This window comes from Actinopolymorpha sp. NPDC004070, from assembly GCF_040610475.1.
Taxonomy (GTDB): Bacteria; Actinomycetota; Actinomycetes; order Propionibacteriales; family Actinopolymorphaceae; genus Actinopolymorpha.
Map to the genome: position 1 here is coordinate 237,610 of NZ_JBEXMJ010000010.1, position 22,385 is coordinate 259,994.

Here is a 22,385-nt window from a genome sequence, read left to right on the forward strand (position 1 = left end):
CCCCCGGTGCGGTGCGTCGGTGCACGTTGGTCGGCACGTCAGTGAGTGGGCAGGTCGGTCGGTGCAGGTGAGTGGGCGCAGGTCGGTCGATGCAGGTCAGTCGAGCGCCCAGTCGACGGGCTCCCCGCCCTGCTCGGTCAGCAATGCGTTGGCCCGGCTGAACGGCCGGGAACCGAAGAAGCCCCGGTCGGCCGACATCGGGCTCGGGTGCGCGGACTCGATCCTCGGCACCGTGCCCAGCAGTGGCCGCAGGCTCTGCGCGTCCCGCCCCCACAGGATTGCCACCAGCGGCTTGCCTCGGGCCACCAGCGCCCTGATGGCCTGGTCGGTGACAGCCTCCCAGCCCTTGCCGCGGTGGGCGGCGGGGCGGCCGGGTTCGACGGTCAGCGACCGGTTGAGTAACAGGATGCCGCGCCGTGACCACGGCGACAGGTCGCCGTTGGACGGCAGCGGATGGCCGAGGTCGGCGGCGTACTCGCGGTAGATGTTGGTCAGGCTGCGCGGGATCGGGCGCACGTGCGGCGCCACCGAGAAACTCAGCCCCACGGCGTGCCCGGGCGTGGGATAGGGGTCCTGGCCGACGATGAGGACCCGCACGTCGGCGAACGGCTGCTGGAACGCCCGCAGGACGTCGGGGCCGGACGGGAGATAACGCCGCCCGGCGGCGAGCTCGGCACGCAGGAAGTCGCCCATCGCGGCGATCTGGCCGGCGACCGGGGCCAGGGCGTCCTCCCAGCCCGCGGCCACCAGCTCGGCCAGCGATCCGCGGCCGTCGGTGGCCTGCGGCTCGCTCGCGGGCCGGATGCCGGTGCCCTCGGTGAGGCCCGTGTCCTCGGTGACGGCTGCGTCGTGGGTGGTGCCGTCGACGACATCGTTCAGTTGTGCCTGGGCCGCTTCGCTCATGCCTACCTCCTGGGCTGTCGCTGGACCCGGCCGTTCCCAGGGCGGTTTCGCCCTGGCCCCTGCTGTGCCGACCGAGCCTATGGGACCGCACCCTCAACGCCGGATCCACCCGCCGCGCCGCTGAGCAGGGCCCCGCATCCCGCCCGGCGGCGTTGTCGTCGTCGCGCGTAGAACCCCGCTACGCGCTCCTCCTCTACCTTGGCTCCGCCTTGCCGGACGGGCGCGGATGCCCCACTCACCTCACGCCGCGTGATCACCGGAGGGACGGGACACTTTAGGTTGAGCTCATGAACAACCCCGCCGACTCCGTTCCGCTGCACGGCGCGTTCGACCCACCTGCCTACGCCGCGTTCATCCGGGCGGAGGCCGCCCGGCTGCTGGCTGCGTACCAGACCGGACCGGCCACCGCCCGCGTACCCTCCTGCCCCGAGTGGTCGCTCGCCGACCTGGTGGCGCACACCGGCCGGGTGCACAGGTGGGCGGCGCGGATCGTGCGGACGGGAGAGTTCCCCGGCGGAGGTTCGAGCACCGTGCCCGCACCGGTGGGGCCGGAGCTCGGACCGTGGTACGCCGAGTCGGTCGAAGTGTTGCTCGACCAGCTGGCCGCGACCGACCCCGCCCGGCCGACCTGGGCGTTCGGTGACGGCGGCACCGCGGAGTTCTGGTCCCGCCGGCAGACGCACGAGGTGTGCATCCACCGGGCCGACGCCGAACTCGCGATCGGAGTCCGGCCGGTCGTCGACCCCGGCCTGGCCGCCGACGGCGTGGGCGAGGTCGTGGAGGTGATGATGCCGAGGTCGGAGCGCTTCGGACCGCATCGGCTCGTCGCGCCGGTGCTGCTGACGTACACCGACCATCCCGACCGCTGGCTGGTCAGCCCTCCGGCCGAACCGGACGGGGTGCCGGTCGGGATCGGCCCGGCACTCACCGACACCGAGGTGGCGGCCGCGACCGCCACCGTCGCGGGAACGGCCGGCGACCTGCTGCTCGCGCTGTGGCGCCGGCTGCCGGCCACCGAGCACGGCTGCCGGTTCACCGTCGACGGCGACCAGGCCGCGGCCCGGGCCGTGCTCGACGTCCGCGTGGTCCCCTGACCAGAGCGAGCGGACCAACGCATCAGCCCGCGCCGGGGTCAGCGGCGGCGATCCTCCGCGTCGGGCCGGTCCGGGCCCGGCCCACGGTCGTCGGCGGTGCCGCCCGGGCCGTCGATCGGTCCCGGTCGGTCACCGCCGGCGGGCGGCTGTCCGGGTCCCGGCCGGCGACGCGGGTCGGGCTCCTCGAACCGCACCTTGCGCAACTGTTTGTTCATGTTGCGCCACAACAGCACCGTCGCGACGCCGATCGCCATGATCACCACGAAGCCGAGTAGACCGGGGCCCACCCACGCCGAGTCATCCTGCGGCGCGGCCGCCTCGACGATCATGTACAGCACTGGACGTACCTTCTCCCACCTGGGTGTTCGTGGTCCGCGGCGTGCACGGGCCCGTCAACCGATTGTCGCAGCCGACGCTGGGGGCACGACCTCAGGAGGCTTCCGGTGCCAGCCGCCCGGCGCCGTGCCGGCCCGGCGCGTCCTCGACGAGATCACGCAGCCCCGCGAACAGGTCGTCCTCCGGAACCGGTGCCTCCACCAGGCTGCGGGCCAGCTCGTAGTCCTCGGTCGGCCACGCGGCGACGTGCACCTCCAGCGGGCAGGCGAACCACGGCCCCTCGGGGTCGATCTGGGTGGCGTGCGCGAGCAGCGCCTTGTCGCGGACCGGGAAGTAGTCCGAACACGGCACCCGCGTGGTCACCCTGGCGGCGTGCGCGGGGTCGGGCTTCCACTCCTTCAGCCGCTCGGCGTAGGGCGACTCCAGACCTCGGCGCACCATCTCGTCGTGCAGCGCCTTGGTGCGCTCCCAGTGGAACGAGTGGTGGTAGTAGAGCTTGAGCGGATGCCACGGCTCGCCGGCCTCGGGGTAGGCGTCCGGATCACCGGCCGCCTCCCACGCCGCGATGGTGACGTTGTGGCACATGATGTGGTCGGGGTGGGGGTATCCGCCGTTCTCGTCGTAGGTCGTCACGACGTGCGGGCGGAACTCCCGCATCACCCGAACCAGCACGCCGGCGGACTCCTCGACCGGCGTCGCCGCGAACGACCCCTCCGGCAGGGGGCCGGGGTTGTCGCCCTCAGGGAAACCGGAGTCGACGAAACCGAGCCACTCCTGCCGGATGCCCAGGATCTCCCGGGCCCGGTCCATCTCCTGGCGGCGGATGTCGGCGAGGTTCTCCAGGACGTCGGGCCGGTCCATGTGCGGGTTGAGAATCGATCCGCGCTCACCGCCGGTGCAGGTCACGACCAGGACCTCGACACCCTCCGCGACGTAACGGGCGGTGGTGGCGGCCCCCTTGCTCGACTCGTCGTCGGGGTGGGCGTGCACGTGCATCAGCCGTAGCGGTGCGGGTGCGGTGGATGGCACCGTAGTTATCTCCTCTGTCCGGCGGCGCGGGTTGCAAAATGAGCGCGCGACCACCATGGTGGCTCAGACGACCGACATTCTGCTCACCGACCTCGACGTACCGACGTGGGATGGCCGGGAGAGCCGCGCGTTGTTAGCCTGATAGGTCAGTCCGTACAGTTCCGGACACGCACCGAGAGCGCACCCGCGGAAATGACCGGATCTTTTCCGAATGACCGAAGTGCCCCCGCATGACCAAGGAGCGAAGCTGTGACGCAGTCGACCGACGAGAACGTCATCTGGCTCACGCAGGACGCCTACGACCGTCTGAAGGCGGAGTTGGACCATCTCACGGGTACTGTGCGCGCGGAACTCGCCAAGAGGATCGGTGAAGCCCGCGACGAGGGTGACCTGCGGGAGAACGGCGGCTACCACGCCGCCAAGGAGGAGCAGGGCAAGGTCGAGGCGCAGATCCGCAAGCTGCAGGACATGCTGCGCCGCGCCCGGGTGGGTGCCACCCCGGCGGACGACGGGATCGTCGAGCCGGGCATGAAGGTGACCATCCGCTTCGAAGGCGACGACGACACCGAGACGTTCGTGCTCGGATCGCGCGAGTTGCTGTCCCTGGACTCCTCGGTCGACCTCGAGGTCTACTCCCCCGAGTCGCCGCTCGGCCGCGCCATCAGCGGCAAGCGCAAGGGCGACCAGGCGACCTACTCCGCGCCCAACGGCCGCAACGTCACGGTGGAGATCGTCGACGCCGTGCCGTTCGGCTGAGCACCAGGCCTACCGGCCGGGCAGCCGCCCGGACAGCGAGAACCCACGATGCGCGGTGACGCCGCGCATCGTGGGTTTCTTCGTACGAAGGCCAGGCCGGGGATCCGGCGGGACCTGCCAGCAAGTCGCCGCGGATTCGGTCAACCGACCTGGCGGAGCCGGTCGGCGGCCGCGTCCACGTCGAGCTCGCCCCGGGCGAGCATGGCCAGCACGTCCTCCCGGCTCTGCTCCGGCTCGTTCGAACCCGTCGGAGCCGCCTGGGCCACCGAGGCGGCCGGCGACCCGGCGCCTTCCAGGCCCAGCTTCGCCAGCAGGTCGGCGTAGCGCTGCCGGGCCGTCGGATAGCTCACGCCGAGGTGCCGCTCGACCTCGCGCATGTTGCCGCGGGAGACCAGGAAGACGCGCAGCAGGTCGCGTTCGGCGTCGGTGAGGCCACAGAACCCGCACGACTCGAACACTCCCGACAGTTCGCTGGCGCACGCGTCGCAGCTCAGCCGGGTCACCTGCAGACCGGCGCCGCAGACCGGGCAGTCGCGCGGCGGCCGGTGCGCGTGGGCTGCGTGTCCGGCGTATCCACCCGTGCCGTACGCCACGCTCACGGCGCCTGCTTGACGGTCGCCATCCCCATCACGACCTCCAGGTCGAGCTGGCCGTCGCCGGTGCCGATCACGTGCTCGTCACGGTCGGCGCCCGGCGGCTCCCACTGCACCCGGCCGAGCTGGACGTCGGGACGGACCCGGACGCTCGAACCCGGCAGCAGCCGCAACTGGAGGGAGCCGGACTCCGCGCGCAGCCGCGACCTGCCCCGGTGGATGCGGCCTTCCACCTGCGCCGAACCCGCCTGGACGAGTACGTCGATCGGGCCCTCCACGTCGCGGACCCGCGCGGAGCCGCCGGTCACCCGCACCTGCTCCAGGCTCGGGATGCGTTCGCAGTTGACACTGCCCGCGGTGACCTCGATCTCCACCGCCAAGCTGGGGTTGACGCGGACGGACAGCTCGCGCCCGAGGTCGAAGACCCGCTCCTGCACGTCGCGCAGCGACCGGGTGCGCATCAGGGTGAAGCCGTCCAGGGACGCTCCGAACTCCCCCTCGCTGGTGACGACCAGCGTGTCGCCCTCCTGGCGTACGACGTGCGGGCCGTCGACGGCCACCGTGGAGACGAACGGCTCGCCGATGATCCGGACCCGGCGGCCGACAGCTCGCACCCGCACCCGGTTGGTCGGCTCGGTCGCGGAGGCCGTGGGCAGCGTCCGCTGCCCGGACGTGCCGGCGTCGCCCGCACTGCCTGCGTTGGTACCGCCCGGGGCCGCGGTCGACCCGCTTCCGGACGGGGTGGACCCGGCGTCGGCGGATCGGCGGGCCTCGTCCAGGCGGGCGGCTGCCTCCTCCGGGCCGAGCCGCCCGGCGGCGACGTCGGCCAGGATCCGGCGGACGGGGTCGTCGCCCTCCGGCGGCGTGGGCGGCGTGGGAGGCGTCGGTGGCGTGGACGGGGTGGGCGGCTCGGGAGTGGGGTACTCGCCGTTGCCGTGCGGGCCGGCCGCGTGCTCGGCCGCCCGGATCGCATCACCGGTGGCGGCCTGCGCCTGCTCCGCGCGCTCGGCGGCCTCCCGCTGGCGGCGTTCGGCCTCGGCGCGCACCTGCTCGGCCGCCGGGTCGGGCGTGGCCGCGGAACCCTCGTGGCCGGCGTGTGCATCGTGGGCGCCGTGGGACTCGTGCCCCGGCGCGGTGGGGGCGGGCGCGTCGCGGTGGGTCGGCACGGCGTCGGTCGCCTCGGCCCAGGGGTCCGATTCGGGAGATGTGTTCTCAGGCATGGGTCGATTTCACTCCGCGAATGATGGAGTGTCAAGGCAGTCTTTACAGAACCTGATATCTGACCTACGAAAAGTTGACCGTGTAGCCAGCCGATCGCAATCGGTGCAGGATCTCCTCGCGGTGCTGCTTGCCTCGTGTCTCGAGCTGGAGGGCCACGTCGACGTCTCCGAGGTGCAGGCCGGCACCGGTGCGCTGGTGTACGACGTCCAGGACGTTCGCCTCCACCTCGGCGAGCTGGCGCAGGAGGGCGGCCAGCCCGCCCGGCTGGTCGGGCACGCACACCCGCAGGGACATGTACCTCCCGGCGGCGATCATGCCGTGGCGCAGCACCCGCATCAGCAGCAGCGGGTCGATGTTCCCTCCGGACAGCACCGCGACCACGGGTGGCTCGAACGCACCCGGGGCGTCGAGCGCGGCCGCGACGGCCGCCGCGCCCGCGGGCTCGACCAGCAGCTTGCCGCGTTCGAGGAGCAGCAACAGGGACCGCGACAGCGACTCCTCCGAGACCGTGATCACCCCGGAGACCCAGCGCCGGACGACCTCGAACGGCACCCCGCCCGGGCAGCCGACCGCGATTCCGTCGGCCATCGTCTGCATGCGTTCCACCGGGACCGGCCGGCCGGCCGCCAGGGACGGCGGATAGGCCGCCGCGCCGGCCGCCTGGACTCCCACGACCCGCGCCTTGGAGCCCCGCCCGGCCAGCGCGGCCGCCACTCCGGCCACCAGCCCGCCGCCGCCGGTCGACACCAGGACCGTCGCGACATCCGGGCACTGCTCCAGGATCTCCAGGCCGAGCGTGCCCTGCCCGGCCACGATGTCGGGGTGGTCGAACGGGTGGATGAAGATCGCGCCGGTCTCCTCGGCGTACTGCCGCGCGGCGACCAGGGCCTCGTCGATGGTGTGGCCGTGGAACCGCACGTCGGCGCCGTAGGAGCGGGTGGCCTCCTCCTTCGGGATGGGCGCACCGAACGGCATGAACACCGTGGCCCGGGTGTCCAGCAGGCGGGCGGCGAGCGCCACCCCCTGTGCGTGGTTGCCGGCGCTCGCGGCCACCACGCCACGAGCGCGTTCGGCCGGGCTCAGCCGGGAGATCCGTACGTACGCGCCACGGATCTTGAACGACCCGGCCCGCTGGAGGTTCTCGCACTTCAGGTGCACCGGCCCGCCCACCCGGTCCGCCAGCCATCGGGACGCCTCCATCGGGGTGGTCCGGGCGATCCCGCTCAGGGTGCGTTCGGCGTCCTCGATGTCGGCGAGCAGGGCGGCCAGGTCCGCCCCGTCGCGTGCACCGTCGGGTGTGCTGTCGTGCGGGCTGGCAGCGGTCATGGCCGCAGTCTGGCACCTTCGGCGAGCCGCGCCGACCGGGCGCCCGCCGGCCCGGAAACCACGTAGAACAGGGTCATGGCCACCAGCCCTCCGTCCGACCGCACCGGCCGGCCGCGCGGCGACGGGAGTCCGAAGGGGCCCGGGCCGCACCGACGTCCGGGCGGGCCCGGCCGGGTGGCGCGCCCGCCCGGTCCGCCCGGCGCGCTGCTGTACGCCGGTCTCGCCCTGCACCGCGACCCGCCTGCGTACTTCCTCCGGATCGCCCGCGGACATCCCCGGCTGGCCCATCTGCGGCTCGGCGGGGAGCACGTCTACGTCCTCAGCCATCCCGACCTGGTACACGAACTCTTCGTCACACGCGGGCGGGATCTTCGCAAGGGCCGGACGCTGGAGCGGATCCGGATCCTCCTGGGCGAGGGGCTGCTCACCAGCGAGGGCGAGTGGCACCGCTCCCAGCGGCGGCTGATCCAGCCCGCACTGCAGGGCGACCGGCTGCGGGCGTACGCGCCGGTGATGGTGCGGGCGGCGCGCGACCGGGCGGCCGACTGGCAGGACGGCCGGCAGGTCGACCTGGCCCGGGAGATGTCCGCGCTGACGGTGGCGGTGGTGGGTGAGACGTTGTTCGGCACCGACCTGCGGGACCGCAGCCCCGAGGTGGCCGACGCGTTGGGTGAGCTGATGGACGGGTTCTCCCGGCGGATGCTGCCGGGCGCGGATCTACTGCTGTCGGTGCCCACCCGCGGCCGGGCCAGGTTGTTCGCCGCCGTGGACCGCCTCGACGCCCTGGTGCGGACCATGATCACCGAACGGCGCGACCGCCCGCCCGGCCCCGACCTGCTGTCCACGCTGCTCGAGGCGGCGGCTGCCGACGCCGGGACGACCGACGCCGACACGGTCGTGCGGGACGAGGTGATGACACTACTGCTGGCCGGGCACGAGACCACGGCCAGCGCGCTGTCGTGGGCGTGGTGGCTGCTGGACCGGAATCCGGAGGCGGCGGCCTGGCTGCACGCCGAGGTCGACGCCGTGGTCACCGAGCCCGTCCGGCTCACCTACGCCGACCTGGACCGGCTGCCGCGGACCAGAGCGGTGCTCGCGGAGGCGATGCGGCTCTATCCGCCGTCGTGGATTCTCGGCCGGCGCACGCTCGTGGACGTGGAGCTGGACGGCTGGACGCTGCCCGCGGGCTCGCTGTGTGTGACCAGCCAGTACGCCCTGCACCGCGACCCGCGGTTCTGGGCGGCCCCGGACGCCTTCGCGCCCGCACGCTGGATCGGGCCCGACGGAGCCTTCGGCGAGGGCGTACCGGGCCAGCCGCGGGCCGCCTACGTGCCGTTCGGCGCGGGCGCCAGGATCTGTGTCGGGCTGGGCTTCGCCTGGACCGAGGGAGTGCTCGTCCTCGCCACGCTCGCCCGCCGGTGGGCTCCCCAGCTGGCACCCGGGCACCGGGTCAGGCCCCAGGCGGCGGTCACCCTGCGGCCCGCCGGCGGCATGCCGGTCGTACTCCGCGAGCGGTCACCGGGCGCCGGTGGGCACAACCGTGAGCGAGATCCGGACGGCCGTCGGTAATGGTTGCATGGCGCATGCAAACCTGTATGCTTGCGGCGTGCAAGCAACTGGCTGTCACCCGCAGACCGGCGAAACCACCGCCGCCTCCACTCCGGCACCAGAGACGTTGCTGGTCGCCCTGATGCGGCTGGTGCGCCTGGTCAAGCGCGGAAATGACGCGCCGATCGAACCCGCTCTGCATTACGTTCTTCACACCGTCGCGTGCTCGGGGCCGACCCGGCTGTCCGATCTCGCCGGGCAGGTGCAGCTCGACGTGTCGACCGTGAGCCGGCACGTCCGCGCGCTGGAGACCTCCGGCTACCTCGGACGCGCCAGCGATCCCGACGACCGCCGGGCCGCCCTGGTCTCGGTCACCGAGGTCGGCAACCGCGTCCTGGAGGAGGCCGCCGCCCGCAGGCGCGCCCGGCTCGACGCCGTGCTGTCCCAGTGGCCGGCCGACGACGTACACACCCTCGAGCGGCTGCTCGACCGACTCGGCAAGGACCTGGAGGCCGAGACGTCCGCGCCGCCGGGGCCCTGACCCGGAGGACGACGCCATGGCCGCACCACCAGAACCTCACCGGCACAAAGCGAACTCGCCGGCGCGCCACCGCGCGCCGGCGAAGAAGCGCTGGTTCACCAGGCAACACCAAGTCACACGGAGTGCAGTTCCCATGAGCGAACCCCAACGCGAGCCGTCGGCGAGCGCGGAGACGACCCCCGCGCCCGTGGACGGCCCCTCCTACCTGTCCCACCGGCAGATCCTGATCACCCTCGGCGGCCTGATGGCCGGGATGCTGCTCGCCGCGCTCGACCAGAGCATCGTCGGCACCGCGCTGCCCCGCATCGTCAGCGACCTCGGCGGCCTGGACAAGCTGTCCTGGGTGGTCACGGCGTACCTCCTGACCTCCACCGCCTCCACCCCGTTGTGGGGAAAGATCTCCGACCTGTACGGCCGCCGGCTGATCTTCCAGGCGGCGATCGGCACCTTCCTGGTCGGTTCGGTGCTGGCCGCCCTCGCGCAGAACATGCCCGAGCTGGTGGCGTTCCGCGCGATCCAGGGACTCGGCGGCGGTGGCCTGATGGCACTGGCCTTCGCCACCATCGGCGACATCATCCCGCCGCGTGAACGCGGCCGGTACCAGGGCTACTTCGGTGCCGTGTTCGGCATCTCCAGCGTTGCCGGGCCCCTGCTCGGCGGCTGGTTCACCGACGGCCCTGGCTGGCGGTGGATCTTCTGGATCAACCTGCCGATCGGCCTCTCCGCGCTCGTCGTCACGACGTACGCGCTGCGGATGCCCACGGTCCGGCGCAACCACCAGATCGACTACCTCGGCGCGGCCACGATCGTCGCCTCGGTCTCCTCGATCCTGCTCTACCTGTCCTGGCGGGGTCAGTCCTACGGCTGGACCGAGGGTGGGGCGCTGGGCCTGCTCGGCGCCGGCATCGCGCTCGCCGTGGTGTTCGTGTTCGTCGAGTCGCGGGCCTCCGAGCCGATCCTGCCGCTGCGGTTGTTCCGGAACTCGGTGTTCACGATCAGCAACGTCTTCGGCCTGATCGCGGGCTTCGTGATGTTCGGCGCGATCATCTACCTTCCGCTCTACCTGCAGGTGGTGCACGGCCTGTCCCCCACCGCCTCCGGCCTCGCGATGCTGCCGATGGTGGCCGGCATTTTCACGTCCTCGATCAGTGCCGGCCGGCTGATCAGCAGGACCGGCCGGTACAAGATCTACCCGATCCTGGGCGCGCTGTTCATGGCGCTGGCGGTGTGGCTGCTGTCCCGGCTGAGCTCGGGGTCCTCGATGTGGACGATCGGGGTCTACCAGTACGTCCTCGGCTTCGGTCTCGGCCTCACCATGCAGACGATCATGACGGCGGTGCAGAACTCCGTGCACTTCCGCGACATGGGCACGGCCACCAGCGCGACGACCTTCTTCCGGAGCATGGGCGGCGCGCTCGGTACCGCCGTCTTCGGGGCGATCCTCACCAGCCGGTTGGGCACCCACCTGGCGGAGGTGCTGCCGCCGGCGGCAGCCGCGAAGATCCCGGCCGGCGCGGTGGAGAACGTCACCGCGATCCAGAAGCTCCCGCCGGAGCTGAAGGCGCCGGTGATCGAGGCGTTCGTCCGTACGCTGCACGACGTGTTCCTCACCGGCGCGCCGTTCGCGCTCCTGGCGATGGTGGTGGCGCTCTTCCTCAAGGAGCTTCCGCTGGCCACCGGGCGCCCGCCGGCGGAGGGCACCGGCGAGGTCGAGGCGGAGTTCGCTCCGAGCGCCACGCACTGAGCAGGCCTACCGAGCACGGGTACGACGTTCAGGTAGGAGCAACGAGAAGGAGCCCCGGCGATCCGCCGGGGCTCCTTCGTCGTATGCGGGCAGGCTACCTGTCGGTGCGCGGCTCGTGCGGCGAGTCCGGTTCCTCGTCCGAACCGGATGTCTCCTCGCCAGGTGGAGGCGAGGTCGTCGCTTCCGGCGGCGGCACCTGGTCGGGCGGCGGCGCCTCCTCGGCCGATGGCGCCACCGGCGAGCTCGCCTCCCCCACGGCCTGCTCAGCTCTGGAAGACCCGGCCGCCTCGGTGGAAGGGCTGGAGGGGCCGGTCCCCGGCTCCCCGGGCTCCGGTCCGGTGCCGGGTGGACCGGTCGGCGGGGTTCCCGACGGCGGTGTACGCCGTGACCGGTTGTCGGAGGTGATGCTGCGTACGACACCGTTCGTCACCGCGGTCAGCGGCACCGCGAACAACGCGCCCACGATCCCGAACAGGTAGCCGCCGGCGGCGATCGCCAGCAGGACGGCCAGCGGGTGCAGCCGGACGAACCGTCCCAACAGGAACGGCTGCAGCAGGTGCGCCTCCATCTGCTGGACGGCGAGCACCCCCAGCAGCATCAGCGCAGCCACGACGGGCCCCTGCGCCACCAGCGCCACCAGCACCGCCACCGAGCCGGAGACGAAGGCACCGATCAGCGGCACGAACGAGGAGAGGAACACCAGGACACCGATCGGCAGCGCGAACGGGACCCGCAGGACCACCGCGACGAGGGTGATGCCGATCGCGTCCACCAGGGCGACCAGGACGGTCGCCCGGACGAAGGCGGTCAGGGACACCCAGCCCTGCCGGGCGGCGGTGTCGACGCGTTCCCAGCTCGCGCGCGGCAGCAGGCGGACCAGCCAGGCCCAGATGCGCTCTCCCTCGTAGAGGAAGAAGTACGTCGTGAACAACGCGATGAACAGCCCGGCGACCACGTGGCCGACGGTCGTGCCCACCTGGAGCGCGCCGGCGGTGATCTGCTTGGTGGACAGGGCCTGCCCGAGGTTCTTGAACGTCCGGGTGATCTCCGACTGCGACAGCTGGAGCGGGCCGTGGACCAGCCAGGCCTGGATCTCGGCGACGCCGCTGATCACCTGCTTGACCAGGCCCTGGTAACCGACCGCGATCTGCTGGCCGACCAACGTGAGCAGCCCGAAGATGACGATGAAGAGCCCGAGCAGGGTGAGGAAGGCCGCCAGGCTGCGCGGGACGGCCCTGCTGATCGCCCCGGTCGCCGGCACCAGCAGCGCCGTCACCAGGACCGCGATGAAGACGGGCACCACGACGACGCTGAGCTGGATCAGGACGTAACCGATGGCCAGTCCACCCAGGACCAGCAGCAACAGCCGCCAGGTCCACTCGCTGGCCACCCGCAGCCCGTGCGGAACGACCTCCTCGTGGTCCGCGGTGGCTTCGCCCTGGACCGCCCGCGCGGGATCGGTCTCGGTGTCCCCCTGACCGGTCTGGTCGCGGGCTGCGGAACGACTCGTCCTTAGTCGCCGGACCGCGCTCAGCAACCGGCCGCGCGGCGAACCACCCGGCCCGGTCGCGCCGGCCGTGCCCGCGGTGCCTCCCCCGGACTCCGTGCCCCCACCCTCGTTGATCACCACGGGTACCTACCCGTTGAACGAGGGCGACAACATACCCATTTCCGGTACGCCATGCCGGTCGCCTTGCCCGCCAGCATCGCAGCCGGCGTCCCGGGCCGCACGAGGCGGCACCGGGCGGACCCGCGTAACGGCAGCGGTCCGCCGCGCACGGCAGCGGTCCTCGTCAGTCGGCGGACCAGTAGCGGTCACCGCGCAGGATGAACCCGGCGGCGCCGACGATGCCGGCGTCCTGGTCGAGGATGGGCCGCTCCACCTTCACGCGGCGGGCGAACTCGATCCGGGCGTACTCCCGCAGCGTGCGCTCCAGCGGCTCGAACAGCAGCGGCCCTACCTGGGAGACCCCGCCGCCGAGTACGACGCGGTCGACGTCGCACAACGCCATAGCGGACGCGATACCCAGGCCGAGTGCCCAGCCCGCCCGCTCGAACGCGGCCCGGGCCACCTCGTGGCCGGCCCGCGCGTCGTCGGCGAGGTCGCGGGCGTTCGCCGCCGGGTCGTTCGGCCGCCAGCCCTGCTCACGCGCCCAGGCGGCGAGGCCCGGCCCGCGAGCGAACGCCTCCACGCAGCCGCGGGACCCGCAGCCGCACGGCGGACCCTGCGGGTCGACGACCATGTGCCCCACGTGCCCGGCGTTGCCGCTGCCGCCGTCGACCAGTCGGCCGCCGAGGATCAGGCCGCCGCCCACCCCGGTGGACACGACCATGCCGAGCATGTCGGCCACACCCCGCCCCGCGCCCTGCCAGTGCTCGGCGACCACGACGGCCACCGCGTCGTTGTGCACCCGGACCGGCAGGCCGGGGTACGCCGCGGCCAGCCGGGCGCGCAGCGGGAAGTCCCTCCACGGCAGCAGGTTGACCGGCGACACAGCACCTTCCGGCCACCGCATCGGACCACCGCAGCCCACACCGACTCCCTGGATCGCCGGCCGGCCGGCCGCGTCCAGCACGGACTCGCACAGTGCGTGCAGCCGCGCCCAGATCGCGTCCGCGTCGTCGTCGTGGCTGGCCAGCGTGGGCGCGCGATCGCTCACGAGCACCCGGCCGTCGGCGTCGACCACTCCGGCGGCGATCTTGGTGCCTCCGATGTCGACAGCGAGAACGGGTTCGGTGCGTGCGTCTGCCGGGCGGCCGGCTTGCAGGTCGGTCATGCACGCATCTTGCCCGGTCCCTTGCCAACGCCGGACATGAGGACGAAGCTTCGGCGCAGCGGCCTCCATGACCCGTCAGGCCAAACGACCGACGCCGGCATCGACGGCGACCGGGTTCCGGGCCGACGCGGGTCGGCGCGACGAGGAGGCTTCGCGCATGCAGTGGTACGACGGACCGACCAGGCCCGACCGTAAGCCACCGGCCGTCAGCGAGCCTCCCCCGCCGTCCGCGGGGTTTCGTTCCGACCGGGACCGATCCCACCGGGACGACTCCCCCTACGCGGATCCGTACGCACGTACGTCGTTCGACGACGGGACCGACGCCGACGTCGCCGAGGTCGGCTCACCCCAACGCCGCCTCCCGCGATGGGTGCGGTTCACCCTCGGCGTCGCGGCCGCCCTGGTGCTCGGCTGGCTGGCGCTGACCCGGCTCACCGCACCCGACGCGGACGTCCAGGCGAGCCGGCCGCGGTTCGTCGACAACTTCACCGCCAGGGTCGACGTCACGGTGCGGAGCCGGGTCGGCGGACCGCAGGTCGTCCTGCCGCCGGAGCCGCCGGCGTTGCCCGGTCTGGAGTTCGCCGGGGTGAACGGCGTCACCGACATGACGGTCCAGGGGCGGGTGGAGTGGCGGCCGATCCAGCTGCCGGGGCACGGGCAGCGTGAGTTCTCGCTGTTCTGGAAGGTACGCGACTGCGCGCCCGCCCTGGCCGCGGGCGAGCGTGAGGTCGCCGTGCCGCTGCGGGTGGCCGGCGCCGGCGGCGCGCGGAGCACGCTCCGGCTGTCCGTCGGCGTGCAGCGGGACCTGCTGCCCTCGGTCTGTACGACCGACCCGGACACGGGCCGGCCCCGCCTGGTGGAGGTCGTTCCGCCCGCACTCGTCGGCTCCGGGCTGGAGGCCGTCGTCTCGGTGCAGAACGTCGGCGGCCGCCCGCTGACCTACCGCGAGACCGTGATCGCCGCTGATCCGTCCCGAAAGGTCGGCGGGGACGCGCATCCGTCAGTGGTGGTGCCGGTGGGCGGACAGCGAACCATCCCGCTTCCGTTCCAACCGAACGACTGCCGGCTCCCGGTGGACAGCGCTGCCATGGTGACCATGCGGTTCACCACCGGCGGGTCGTCGGGCCGGCCGGTGGAGCTACCGATCCGGCTGGCGGACAGGTGGGAGAACTTCCTCGGGGTCTGCGCTGTGCTCTGAGCGTGCTCAGCGTCCGAGCTCGGCTCGCTGGACGTGCCGTGGCGTTCCGGCATTCTCCGACCTGGCATTCTCCGACCCGACGTCCTCCGACCCGACGTCCTCCGACCCGCCATCCTCCGACCCGCCATCCTCCGGCTCGGCGTACTCGGTGGGAAGGTCGACGACGTCGACCACCGGCGAGGTCGCCCAGTTCGTCCGCCGGCGTGCGGCGGCGACGGCGAGGTCGGCCAGCCGGGTGGCGAGCCCGGCGTTGCGCTCCTCCTCGGCCGCCGCTGCCCTGGTCTCCGCCAGCAGGTCGCCGGCCGCCCGGAGCGCGCCCGGCGTGGCGGTCGCACCGCGCCGGTCGAGCGCCCGGCCGAACAACACGGCGAAGTCGCCGGCGGTGAACTCGCGGGTGCGGACCACCCGCCACCAGGCCGCCAGCGACGGGCAGGCGTCGACCAGCCGGCGGTAGCCGTCCGGCCCGCCGAACGCGACGAGCTGGACCTGCGCGCCGTGGGCGCTGATCAGCCGGTGCAGTTCCTGCGCCAGCGGGCGGCCGATCCGCTCGTGGCTCACCAGCCGGTCGAGCCCGTCGACGGCGATCAGGCGTTCGCCGTCGCAGCCCTCCACCCGATCGCGGAGCTGGGCGACCGCGCTGTCGGCGTCCAGCAGGGCGAACTGCTCGTGGTGCAGCCACACCGCGGTCCCGTCGAAGCCGCGCATGGTCATCAGCCGGGCGAGGACGTCGACGGCGAGGTTGGTGCCCACGTCCGGTGGGCCGGTCACCAGCAACCGGAGGTCCTGGGCGGGCATGTCCACGAGTTCGCGGAGTACGGCGACCAGGGCCGGCTGCCCGACGATCCGGTCGATCATCGCGGTGGCCTGCGCCAGCGCCGAGGCCCGGGCGCATCCGGCTCCGTCCACCAGGTCGGGAGGGGCTCCGGCGGACCGGTCCGGCGTCTCGTCCGGACGCCGGCCCGGCGCGGGCACGGTGTCGCGTACGGGGCCGTTACGGTGCCCGACCGGCGGGAAAACGTCTTCCGTGGCGAGCCAGGCGGGGGCCGACGCCGCGCCGGCGAGCGGATGGCGCACCCGCCGGACCCGGAACAGCCGGCGTACGTCGTCCTGGAACTCCCCCACCGGAACCAGGCACGGATCCGGCGTCGCCGCGTCACCGGGCAGGCCCTGCACCACCCCGGTGAGCCGGACCGCGAGGTCGAGCCAGGTCCGGGCCACGTCGAACTCCCCCGCCACCAGCGCTCCGGCCAGCCAGGACCGCACCTGGTGGCGCCATGCGCCGGCGTCCCACGTGCGCACGTCCTCGGCGAGCCGAGCACCCACCTGTGCGTACAGATCACCGCGGACGCCGACGGCGAGCTCGGGCGGCACGACGGTGAGCCCGGCCTGCACCAGCAGGCAGGAGAGCGCGGTGCACAGGTCGTCCCCGCCCGGCACCGCGTCGGCCAGGAGCCGGTGCGCCGCGCACCAGCCGTCGACGATCCAGCTCAGGTAACCGACGTTGCCGGTGAGCTCGGGGAGGACGGCGACGAGGTCGTCTCCGGCCGCGTCCGCCCAGCGTTCCCGCAGCTGAGCCCAGCCCGCCGGCGTACTCGGTGCGGAGAGGGTCGCCTCCACCAGGTCGTGGTCGGCCGCGGCGTGTTCGTACAGCGTCAGCAGACCCTGCCGCCGGTCCTCCAGCGACTCGATGCCCGCCAGCACCCGCAGGATCTCCGCCGTCAGCTCCCAGGCCAGCCGACGGAGGCCGCGGTCGTCACCGGCCGCCCGGAACAGGTCTCCACCCGGTGGCCGCCACGGAGCCGCGGACGCGACCCACCCGGTGCGGAGCCCACCAAGCCCGTCCCGACCGGGTGATCCCTGCGCCGCGCCGGCGAGGTGCGAGCTCACCAGGTCGTGCTCCAGCCGCCGCCAGGACCCGGAGCGGACGGCGACGTCACCGCACAGGAAGGCGGTGATGCCGAGGACGTCGGCGACGACGGCCGGCACCGGCGTGCGCAACGCCGGGTGCTCGTCGACCACCAGCAGCGCCGAACGCGGGTCCTCGGCCAGTGCGTCCACGCGTTCGGTCACCGCGGCGACAAGGCCGTCGGGGACCTGCCACCTGCCCCGGGAGTACAGGTCGAACACCGACTCCTCGCGGAACATCGCCTCGAGGGCGCCATGAGCCCGGGACGCGTTCGTCTGCACTGAGGATCCTCCGGCTTCCGGGCGCACCACGTGGTCGGGCGTCAGGCGACCCTCGGCCGGGGACAGAGACCAGGACCGCGGAAAGGAACAAGATCCAGAGCAGCCTAGCGGAGTCGATCACGAACGCGCAGTGTGTGATCGCGTGCCGGGCACCTTCGCCGGGCACCTTCGCCGGGCACGCCCTGACGCCTTTGCAGGGCACCGCCGCGGGGCAGGTTTCCTCCGGTGACGAACGACGTGAACCCCCACCGCGCGAGCGGCTCCGGACCGGTCACGGTCGGGCCGATCGAGGACCCGGCGCGACTGCCCGAGGCGGTCGACCTCTACCGCGCGGTGCTGGACCTGCCGTCCGGCGACCCGGCGGTGAGTCCCCGGCTGCTCGCCGGACTGGTCCACAACGGCGGCTCGGTGATCGGCGCGTACGCCGGGGACACGCTGGTGGGTTTCGCGTACGGCTACGTCGGCCGGGACGCGGGGACCGGCGAGGTGTACCACTATTCGCAGGCCGCCGTGGTCGACCGGGCGTGGCAGGGGCGCGGCGTCGGCCGGGCACTGAAGCAGGGGCAGCGGGAGTACGTCCTGGCCACCGGGCTCACTCGGATGCGCTGGGCCTACGACCCTGTCCGCGCCCGCAACGCACACTTCAACCTGGACGTGCTCGGCGCGCGGGGACGGTGGTTCGTCCGCGATCTGTACGGCCCGGAAGCGCGGGGACCGAGCCACGAAGGGCCCGCCGAACCCACCGACCGACTGGTCGTGGAGTGGGACCTGACCGGCACGCCGTCACCGGGTGCGGGCCCGTCGCCGGAGCCCGTCGCGGGTCGGTTGCCGGCGTGGGGCGAGGCGGTTCCGGCCGGGGACGACCTGCTGCTCGGCGTACCCCGGACGTGGTCGCGGACGGAGCCGGAGCCGGGAAGGGCGGCCCGGGTCCGGGCGGCGGTACGCGACGCGCTGGAGCACGCCCTGGGCCAGGGGTATGTCGCGGTGTCGTGCCGTGTGCCCTCGTCACCCGCGGGTGAGGACGTACCGCACGACACCGCGTACTACCGCCTGCGCCGCGACGTCTGAGCAGCCGGGACGCAGGCCTGTCCGCTCGGGAACCCCGGCAGACCGGCCCTCAGCCGACCGAGCGCAGCTTGGGCAGGACCTCGGCGACCTGTTCGGCCCGCGCCACGGCGTCGTCGCCGCGCACCACGACGATCACCTCGCCGATGCCGGCCCCGGCGAACGCCTCGGCCTGCCGCAGCAGGTGGTCGGTGCCCTCGTCCGCACGGATCTGGACCGTACGCCGGATCTGGCCCGGGTCCCGGCCCACGTCCTGGCAGTGCCGGTCGAGCACCCCGGACAGCTCGGCGATCTCCTCCACGGAGCCGCCCGCGGCGTTCCAGGCGTCGGCGTACCGCGCGACGATCTTCAGGGTCCGCCGGCGCCCGCTGCCGCCGATCCACAGCGGTGGCCCCGGCTTCTGCACCGGCTTGGGGTTGGCCAGCGCGTCGGTCAGGTGGTAGTGCTCACCGTGGAAGGTGGTCTTCGGCTCGGTCCACAGCGACCTGATCACCTGGCAGGCTTCCTCGAACCGGTCCAGGCGTCCCTTCACACTGCCCAGGTCGATGCCGAGCATGGTGTGCTCGATCTCCGCCCACGCCGCGCCCAGGCCGAACTCCAGCCGGCCGCCGGACAGGTGGTCGACGGTCACCGCCATCTTCGCCAGGACGGCCGGGTGCCGGTAGGTGACGCCGGTGACCATGCAGCCGATCCGCACCCGCTGGGTGCTCTCGGCCATCGCCGCGAGCAGCGTCCAGCCCTCGAGGACGTCGCCTTCGGGGTCGCCGTGGATGGCGGCGAAGTGGTCGAAGTTCCAGACGCTGTCGAAACCGGCCTGGTCGGCCAGCTTCCACACGCTGCGCAGGTGGTCGACCGTGGTGTTCTGGGGGGCGAGCTTGAGTCCGACTCGCAGCCCCGAGGAGTTGTCCGCGACAGAAGTCATGCGCCAGTCTTACCGCGCCCGGCCCCGAACCGGCGAGGGGGCGTTCACGCGCGGGGTCCTGCGGCCGGCACCAGCCGGGCGGCCAGCGCGGCGGCCGCGTCGGGGTGGTCGGGCGCCAGCAGTCCCACGGCGGCGAGTACGTAGTCTCGGTCGACGGCGAGGTCCGGGTGCTCGGGGACCAGCCGGCCGTGCCCGGCGGCTCCGGCCAGCCCCGCGGCCACGACCGTCCGGGCGAGTTCTGGGTCGAGGTGCCGCAGCAGCCCGCCCGAGCCCACCAGCAGGCCCACCTCGCGCAGGTCCTTGCCGGCCCGGTCGACCGTCGGACCCGCCGGGCCGGTGACGACCTGAGAACGTCCGGCGTGCCGGCGCAGGGCCAGCTTGACGGCGAGTTCGGCCAGCCGTACGTCGACGTCAATCTCTGCTTGCGTCGTGGCGACGAACCCCGGATTCGCCTTACGGTGTTCGGCTTCTGTCCGCAGGGTTGCGGCCTCGGTCCCTTCCGCCTCGTCGAGCAACCGAGCCTTGACGGCGGCACGGACGATCTCCGGCGCGTTCCACCGCAGGCCCAGATCGCCCTCGACGGTGCGGCTGACCGGCAGGGTGGCGACGACCTCCCGGCCCAGCCCGGCGTCCTCCGGGTCGGGCTCGACCACCGAGTGCACGTCCGTGGTGGCCCCGCCGACGTCCACCACGACCACGCCCGGCACACCACAGGTGCGGGCCAGCACCTCCACCCCGCGCAGCACCAGGTCGGGCGTGGCGCCCACGACGATGCGGGCGAACTCGTCCCGCCGGGACAGGTGCTTGCCGCCGATCACGTGCCGGACGAACATGTCCCGGATCGAGGCCCTGGCCGGGTCAGGGCACACCACGCCGATGCGCGGCAGAACGTTGTCGGTGACCAACGCCGCGACGCCGGCGTCGGCCAGCACCTGCGCGACCTCCGGGCCACAAGCGGCGTTGCCGGCCACGACGACCGGGACGGTCAGGGCCGAGGTCGAGTCGGAGGCTGACGTGGACGCCGCGTCGGCCAGCGCCCGCGCGTTGGCGCGCAGCACCGCGGTGTTGCCGCCGTCGGTGCCGCCGACCAGCAGGACCAGGTCGGGTGCGGACGCCGCCAGCGCGGTCAGCGCGGTGGCATTGAGGACGCCGGCCGCCACGTGGACCACCCGGCCGCCGGAGGAGGTGGCGACGCGTTCGCCGGCCTCCACGGTCACCAGTCGCTCGTTGCCGACGACCGCTATCCGCAGGCCGCCGCCGGCGCTCGAGCACGCGCGGACCGGCCACTTCGGCTCCTCACCGGTCGCCTCCGCGAGGTCGGTACGCAGGACGTCCAGCGCCTCCATCAGGTCGGTGCCGATGGTGGTGCGGTGGCTGCCGGTGGCGACCAGGTGTCCGGTCGTCACGTCGACCAGCGCGGCCTTGGTGAACGTCGACCCGAAGTCGACGCACAGGACCCGCCGCGGCTCGGGCCGCGCGTCGCCGCATCCGGGTGGGGCGTCCTTCACCGCGCTCCCACCGGCGAGTCCGACAGCCTGGCGGAGATCTTCTTCTCCAGCTCGTCGACCGTACGCCGGAACTCCGCATCCAGGTCGACGTCGTACAGCTTCGCGAGGACCAGGACCGACCACAGGCAGTCGGCCAGCTCGTGACACAGGGCCTCCCGGCCGCCCGGCATGTTCCGCGCACCCTCCTGGGCCATCACCAGCTTGGCCAGGTCACCCACGTCGCCGACGAAGCCGAGCATGAACTCCTCGCGGTTCCACGTACGCCCGCGCTCCTGCTCGTTCAGCTGGTCGTAGAGCGCGTGCACCCGCATCGCGCGGTCGGTGAGCTGGTCGAGATTCAGCCGGTCCCCGGTCATCGCCTCAGCGTAGATGCCCCTCGTGTCGGAGCTAGCTCCATCTCCGTGTCCTCGGGTCCCACTTGCTGTTGGCAGCGGTCCCTGTCAGTGCTGGGTCGGTAAAGGCGATCACTGCGCCGAGCAGTTCGAGAAAGGACGACGGTAGACGGTCGGCCAGGCCTTGTTTGCGCCTCCAGGCCACCCACCGGCTTTGTGCCCGCGTGGCGTAACCGTTGAGAACGTCGGCAAGCGGCAACAACTCGGCGTGGCGGAAGGCCGCGACCTCGGCAATGGCGCCCTGTAGTTCGGCCCCCTCGACAGGGTGAAGCCCCGAAAGGAGGTACAAGTCGGCGAAGTCACGCCAGCGCGTGTTGACGGTCCCGCGCTGTAGCGCGGTGGTGATCTTTTCGCGTAGAGGAAGCCTTCCAGGGCGTAGAGCTAGTGCAGTTCATCGGTGGGACGATGCTGACGACGGGCGAGGTTCTGCAGATCCAGATATGCGCGACCCTCGACGGTGGCTCGGGTGGGCCGGCGGGCAGCAGTCATTGAAGTGTCTACAAGGTGTCGCGCAGCGCGGGTTCGGCCTGGGGGAACGACCGGACCATTCTCAGAAGCGTTGCGGGCTGCGCGCCGCGACGTCGTAACCAGCGTCGCAACGCCTCTACTGCCACTTCGGGTCCTTCGAGGTGGCGGAGTCGGAAGGCGTCGACGATGCATCGCTCCGGGCTGTACAGGCCGATGCTCGTCTGCGCAGTCAGCGTCAGTTCGTCACGGCCGATGGTGAAGGTGTCGGGGGCGAAAGCGTGCCAGGCGACCGGAGCCTGGATACGCGGAGGCCGCCTGCCACGCGGGAGAGCGACGTCGATGTGAGCGGGTATGACGTCGCTCAGCCCGTGACGTGCGAGCGCGGTCGTCAGGCACAGTGTGGCCTCCGGCGCGCGATACGCGATCTCCAGCAGATCCGGATCAGCTCCACCTGCCGCATCGAGCTGGCGGAAGAGGCCGCGCCCGAGTTGTCCTATCTTTCCCTCGTCCCGCAGCGTGTACAACCGTCGATTCGACAGCCCGCCCGCGTGCGCCTCGGAGTAGGTGAATGTCGCCGGCAGTCGAGCCAGGATCTTCTTCGTGGCTGACTCGGACGCCCTCGCCATGAGAGAAAGCCGGGACACCGTGAGGTTTCACACTTCCGGCTCGGCGAGGGTCCGGTCGGGAAGTGTGGAGGGATACGGGGGTCCTATGACCACCGTCGGTCTCCACACTTCGCCTCGCGTCCAGCATTCGTACGGGGCCCTTCGGCCTAGA

General features: G+C 72.6%; 21 protein-coding genes. 7 read left to right on the top strand and 14 right to left on the bottom strand.

What is annotated here, in order from left to right; translation table 11 throughout:
• Nucleotides 1–96: 96 nt before the first annotated feature.
• Complete coding sequence (locus tag ABZV93_RS19695; protein ID WP_354937963.1) at nucleotides 97–903, bottom strand: uracil-DNA glycosylase; 807 nt, start codon at nucleotides 901–903, stop codon at nucleotides 97–99.
• Between the two features lie 287 nt (nucleotides 904–1,190).
• Here ABZV93_RS19695 and ABZV93_RS19700 point away from each other — a divergent pair, with 287 nt between their 5' ends.
• A complete protein-coding gene (locus ABZV93_RS19700) occupies nucleotides 1,191–1,997 on the top strand; it encodes a maleylpyruvate isomerase family mycothiol-dependent enzyme (RefSeq protein ID WP_354937966.1) in 807 nt (268 codons plus the stop codon).
• Nucleotides 1,998–2,035: 38 nt separating this feature from the next.
• Here ABZV93_RS19700 and ABZV93_RS19705 read toward each other — a convergent pair whose 3' ends face one another.
• The gene (locus ABZV93_RS19705; protein WP_354937969.1) at nucleotides 2,036–2,335 is read right to left on the bottom strand and encodes a hypothetical protein; all 300 of its coding nucleotides are present in this window, start codon (nucleotides 2,333–2,335) and stop codon (nucleotides 2,036–2,038) included.
• 91 nt (nucleotides 2,336–2,426) lie between these two features.
• On the bottom strand, nucleotides 2,427–3,329 hold the full coding sequence (gene mca / locus ABZV93_RS19710) for a mycothiol conjugate amidase Mca (RefSeq protein ID WP_354938207.1): 903 nt from the start codon (nucleotides 3,327–3,329) through the stop codon (nucleotides 2,427–2,429).
• Nucleotides 3,330–3,611: 282 nt separating this feature from the next.
• On the opposite strand from mca, the gene greA reads away from it, so the two are divergent.
• Nucleotides 3,612–4,118, top strand: coding sequence for a transcription elongation factor GreA (gene greA / locus ABZV93_RS19715; RefSeq protein ID WP_354937972.1), 507 nt, complete (start codon nucleotides 3,612–3,614; stop codon nucleotides 4,116–4,118).
• A gap of 140 nt (nucleotides 4,119–4,258) precedes the next feature.
• Here greA and ABZV93_RS19720 read toward each other — a convergent pair whose 3' ends face one another.
• The 3 genes from ABZV93_RS19720 to ilvA all read right to left on the bottom strand — a co-directional run bounded on the left by ABZV93_RS19720 (nucleotide 4,259) and on the right by ilvA (nucleotide 7,258).
• A complete protein-coding gene (locus tag ABZV93_RS19720; RefSeq protein WP_354937974.1) occupies nucleotides 4,259–4,717 on the bottom strand; it encodes a DUF2089 domain-containing protein in 459 nt (152 codons plus the stop codon).
• Nucleotides 4,714–5,931 (bottom strand): hypothetical protein, encoded by a 1,218-nt coding sequence (locus tag ABZV93_RS19725; protein WP_354937976.1) that lies wholly within the window; start codon nucleotides 5,929–5,931, stop codon nucleotides 4,714–4,716. The genes ABZV93_RS19720 and ABZV93_RS19725 overlap by 4 nt, the downstream gene beginning before the upstream one ends.
• Nucleotides 5,932–5,995: 64 nt before the next feature.
• Nucleotides 5,996–7,258 carry a threonine ammonia-lyase gene (gene ilvA, locus ABZV93_RS19730; protein WP_354937979.1) on the bottom strand — a complete coding sequence of 421 codons (1,263 nt, stop codon included), beginning with the start codon at nucleotides 7,256–7,258 and terminating at the stop codon, nucleotides 5,996–5,998.
• Nucleotides 7,259–7,333: 75 nt separating this feature from the next.
• On the opposite strand from ilvA, the gene ABZV93_RS19735 reads away from it, so the two are divergent.
• The 3 genes from ABZV93_RS19735 (at nucleotide 7,334) to ABZV93_RS19745 (ending at nucleotide 11,091) form a co-directional block, all read left to right on the top strand.
• On the top strand, nucleotides 7,334–8,827 hold the full coding sequence (locus ABZV93_RS19735) for a cytochrome P450 (RefSeq protein WP_354937982.1): 1,494 nt from the start codon (nucleotides 7,334–7,336) through the stop codon (nucleotides 8,825–8,827).
• Between the two features lie 37 nt (nucleotides 8,828–8,864).
• Entirely contained in the window at nucleotides 8,865–9,347 is a 483-nt protein-coding gene (locus ABZV93_RS19740; RefSeq protein ID WP_354937985.1) for a MarR family winged helix-turn-helix transcriptional regulator, read from the top strand.
• Between the two features lie 133 nt (nucleotides 9,348–9,480).
• Entirely contained in the window at nucleotides 9,481–11,091 is a 1,611-nt protein-coding gene (locus tag ABZV93_RS19745) for an MDR family MFS transporter (RefSeq protein ID WP_354937987.1), read from the top strand.
• 94 nt (nucleotides 11,092–11,185) lie between these two features.
• Here ABZV93_RS19745 and ABZV93_RS19750 read toward each other — a convergent pair whose 3' ends face one another.
• Both ABZV93_RS19750 and ABZV93_RS19755 read right to left on the bottom strand, forming a co-directional pair.
• Nucleotides 11,186–12,721 (bottom strand): AI-2E family transporter, encoded by a 1,536-nt coding sequence (locus tag ABZV93_RS19750; RefSeq protein ID WP_354937990.1) that lies wholly within the window; start codon nucleotides 12,719–12,721, stop codon nucleotides 11,186–11,188.
• 163 nt (nucleotides 12,722–12,884) lie between these two features.
• Nucleotides 12,885–13,868 carry an ROK family protein gene (locus ABZV93_RS19755; RefSeq protein WP_354937993.1) on the bottom strand — a complete coding sequence of 328 codons (984 nt, stop codon included), beginning with the start codon at nucleotides 13,866–13,868 and terminating at the stop codon, nucleotides 12,885–12,887.
• A 157-nt stretch (nucleotides 13,869–14,025) separates the two neighbouring features.
• Here ABZV93_RS19755 and ABZV93_RS19760 point away from each other — a divergent pair, with 157 nt between their 5' ends.
• Nucleotides 14,026–15,066, top strand: a complete 1,041-nt coding sequence (locus ABZV93_RS19760; RefSeq protein ID WP_354937996.1) for a hypothetical protein — start codon at nucleotides 14,026–14,028, stop codon at nucleotides 15,064–15,066.
• A 6-nt stretch (nucleotides 15,067–15,072) separates the two neighbouring features.
• Here ABZV93_RS19760 and ABZV93_RS19765 read toward each other — a convergent pair whose 3' ends face one another.
• A complete protein-coding gene (locus ABZV93_RS19765; RefSeq protein WP_354937999.1) occupies nucleotides 15,073–17,253 on the bottom strand; it encodes a hypothetical protein in 2,181 nt (726 codons plus the stop codon).
• Between the two features lie 225 nt (nucleotides 17,254–17,478).
• Between ABZV93_RS19765 and ABZV93_RS19770 the strand changes: the two genes are divergently transcribed.
• A complete protein-coding gene (locus tag ABZV93_RS19770; protein WP_354938002.1) occupies nucleotides 17,479–18,321 on the top strand; it encodes a GNAT family N-acetyltransferase in 843 nt (280 codons plus the stop codon).
• Nucleotides 18,322–18,370: 49 nt separating this feature from the next.
• Here ABZV93_RS19770 and ABZV93_RS19775 read toward each other — a convergent pair whose 3' ends face one another.
• From ABZV93_RS19775 to ABZV93_RS19795, 5 genes are all read right to left on the bottom strand, one after another.
• Nucleotides 18,371–19,240, bottom strand: coding sequence for an LLM class F420-dependent oxidoreductase (locus tag ABZV93_RS19775; RefSeq protein ID WP_354938005.1), 870 nt, complete (start codon nucleotides 19,238–19,240; stop codon nucleotides 18,371–18,373).
• Between the two features lie 44 nt (nucleotides 19,241–19,284).
• Nucleotides 19,285–20,748 (bottom strand): glutamate mutase L, encoded by a 1,464-nt coding sequence (locus ABZV93_RS19780; protein WP_354938008.1) that lies wholly within the window; start codon nucleotides 20,746–20,748, stop codon nucleotides 19,285–19,287.
• Nucleotides 20,745–21,104: a MazG nucleotide pyrophosphohydrolase domain-containing protein gene (locus ABZV93_RS19785; protein WP_354938011.1), complete on the bottom strand. Its 360-nt coding sequence runs from the start codon at nucleotides 21,102–21,104 to the stop codon at nucleotides 20,745–20,747. The genes ABZV93_RS19780 and ABZV93_RS19785 overlap by 4 nt, the downstream gene beginning before the upstream one ends.
• A 31-nt stretch (nucleotides 21,105–21,135) precedes the next feature.
• A complete protein-coding gene (locus ABZV93_RS19790) occupies nucleotides 21,136–21,486 on the bottom strand; it encodes a nucleotidyl transferase AbiEii/AbiGii toxin family protein (RefSeq protein WP_354938210.1) in 351 nt (116 codons plus the stop codon).
• Between the two features lie 151 nt (nucleotides 21,487–21,637).
• Nucleotides 21,638–22,234 carry a hypothetical protein gene (locus ABZV93_RS19795; RefSeq protein WP_354938014.1) on the bottom strand — a complete coding sequence of 199 codons (597 nt, stop codon included), beginning with the start codon at nucleotides 22,232–22,234 and terminating at the stop codon, nucleotides 21,638–21,640.
• Nucleotides 22,235–22,385: the final 151 nt, after the last annotated feature.

Bases quoted from the DNA above. Each gene is read 5' to 3' on its own strand.
- ABZV93_RS19695 (WP_354937963.1), bottom strand. From the start codon at position 903: ATGAGCGAAGCGGCCCAGGCACAACTGAACGATGTCGTCGACGGCACC.
- ABZV93_RS19700 (WP_354937966.1), top strand. From the start codon at position 1,191: ATGAACAACCCCGCCGACTCCGTTCCGCTGCACGGCGCGTTCGACCCA.
- mca (WP_354938207.1), bottom strand. From the start codon at position 3,329: ATGCACGTGCACGCCCACCCCGACGACGAGTCGAGCAAGGGGGCCGCC.
- ABZV93_RS19725 (WP_354937976.1), bottom strand. From the start codon at position 5,931: ATGCCTGAGAACACATCTCCCGAATCGGACCCCTGGGCCGAGGCGACC.
- ilvA (WP_354937979.1), bottom strand. From the start codon at position 7,258: ATGACCGCTGCCAGCCCGCACGACAGCACACCCGACGGTGCACGCGAC.
- ABZV93_RS19735 (WP_354937982.1), top strand. From the start codon at position 7,334: ATGGCCACCAGCCCTCCGTCCGACCGCACCGGCCGGCCGCGCGGCGAC.
- ABZV93_RS19745 (WP_354937987.1), top strand. From the start codon at position 9,481: ATGAGCGAACCCCAACGCGAGCCGTCGGCGAGCGCGGAGACGACCCCC.
- ABZV93_RS19755 (WP_354937993.1), bottom strand. From the start codon at position 13,868: ATGACCGACCTGCAAGCCGGCCGCCCGGCAGACGCACGCACCGAACCC.
- ABZV93_RS19760 (WP_354937996.1), top strand. From the start codon at position 14,026: ATGCAGTGGTACGACGGACCGACCAGGCCCGACCGTAAGCCACCGGCC.
- ABZV93_RS19775 (WP_354938005.1), bottom strand. From the start codon at position 19,240: ATGACTTCTGTCGCGGACAACTCCTCGGGGCTGCGAGTCGGACTCAAG.
- ABZV93_RS19785 (WP_354938011.1), bottom strand. From the start codon at position 21,104: ATGACCGGGGACCGGCTGAATCTCGACCAGCTCACCGACCGCGCGATG.
- ABZV93_RS19795 (WP_354938014.1), bottom strand. From the start codon at position 22,234: ATGGCGAGGGCGTCCGAGTCAGCCACGAAGAAGATCCTGGCTCGACTG.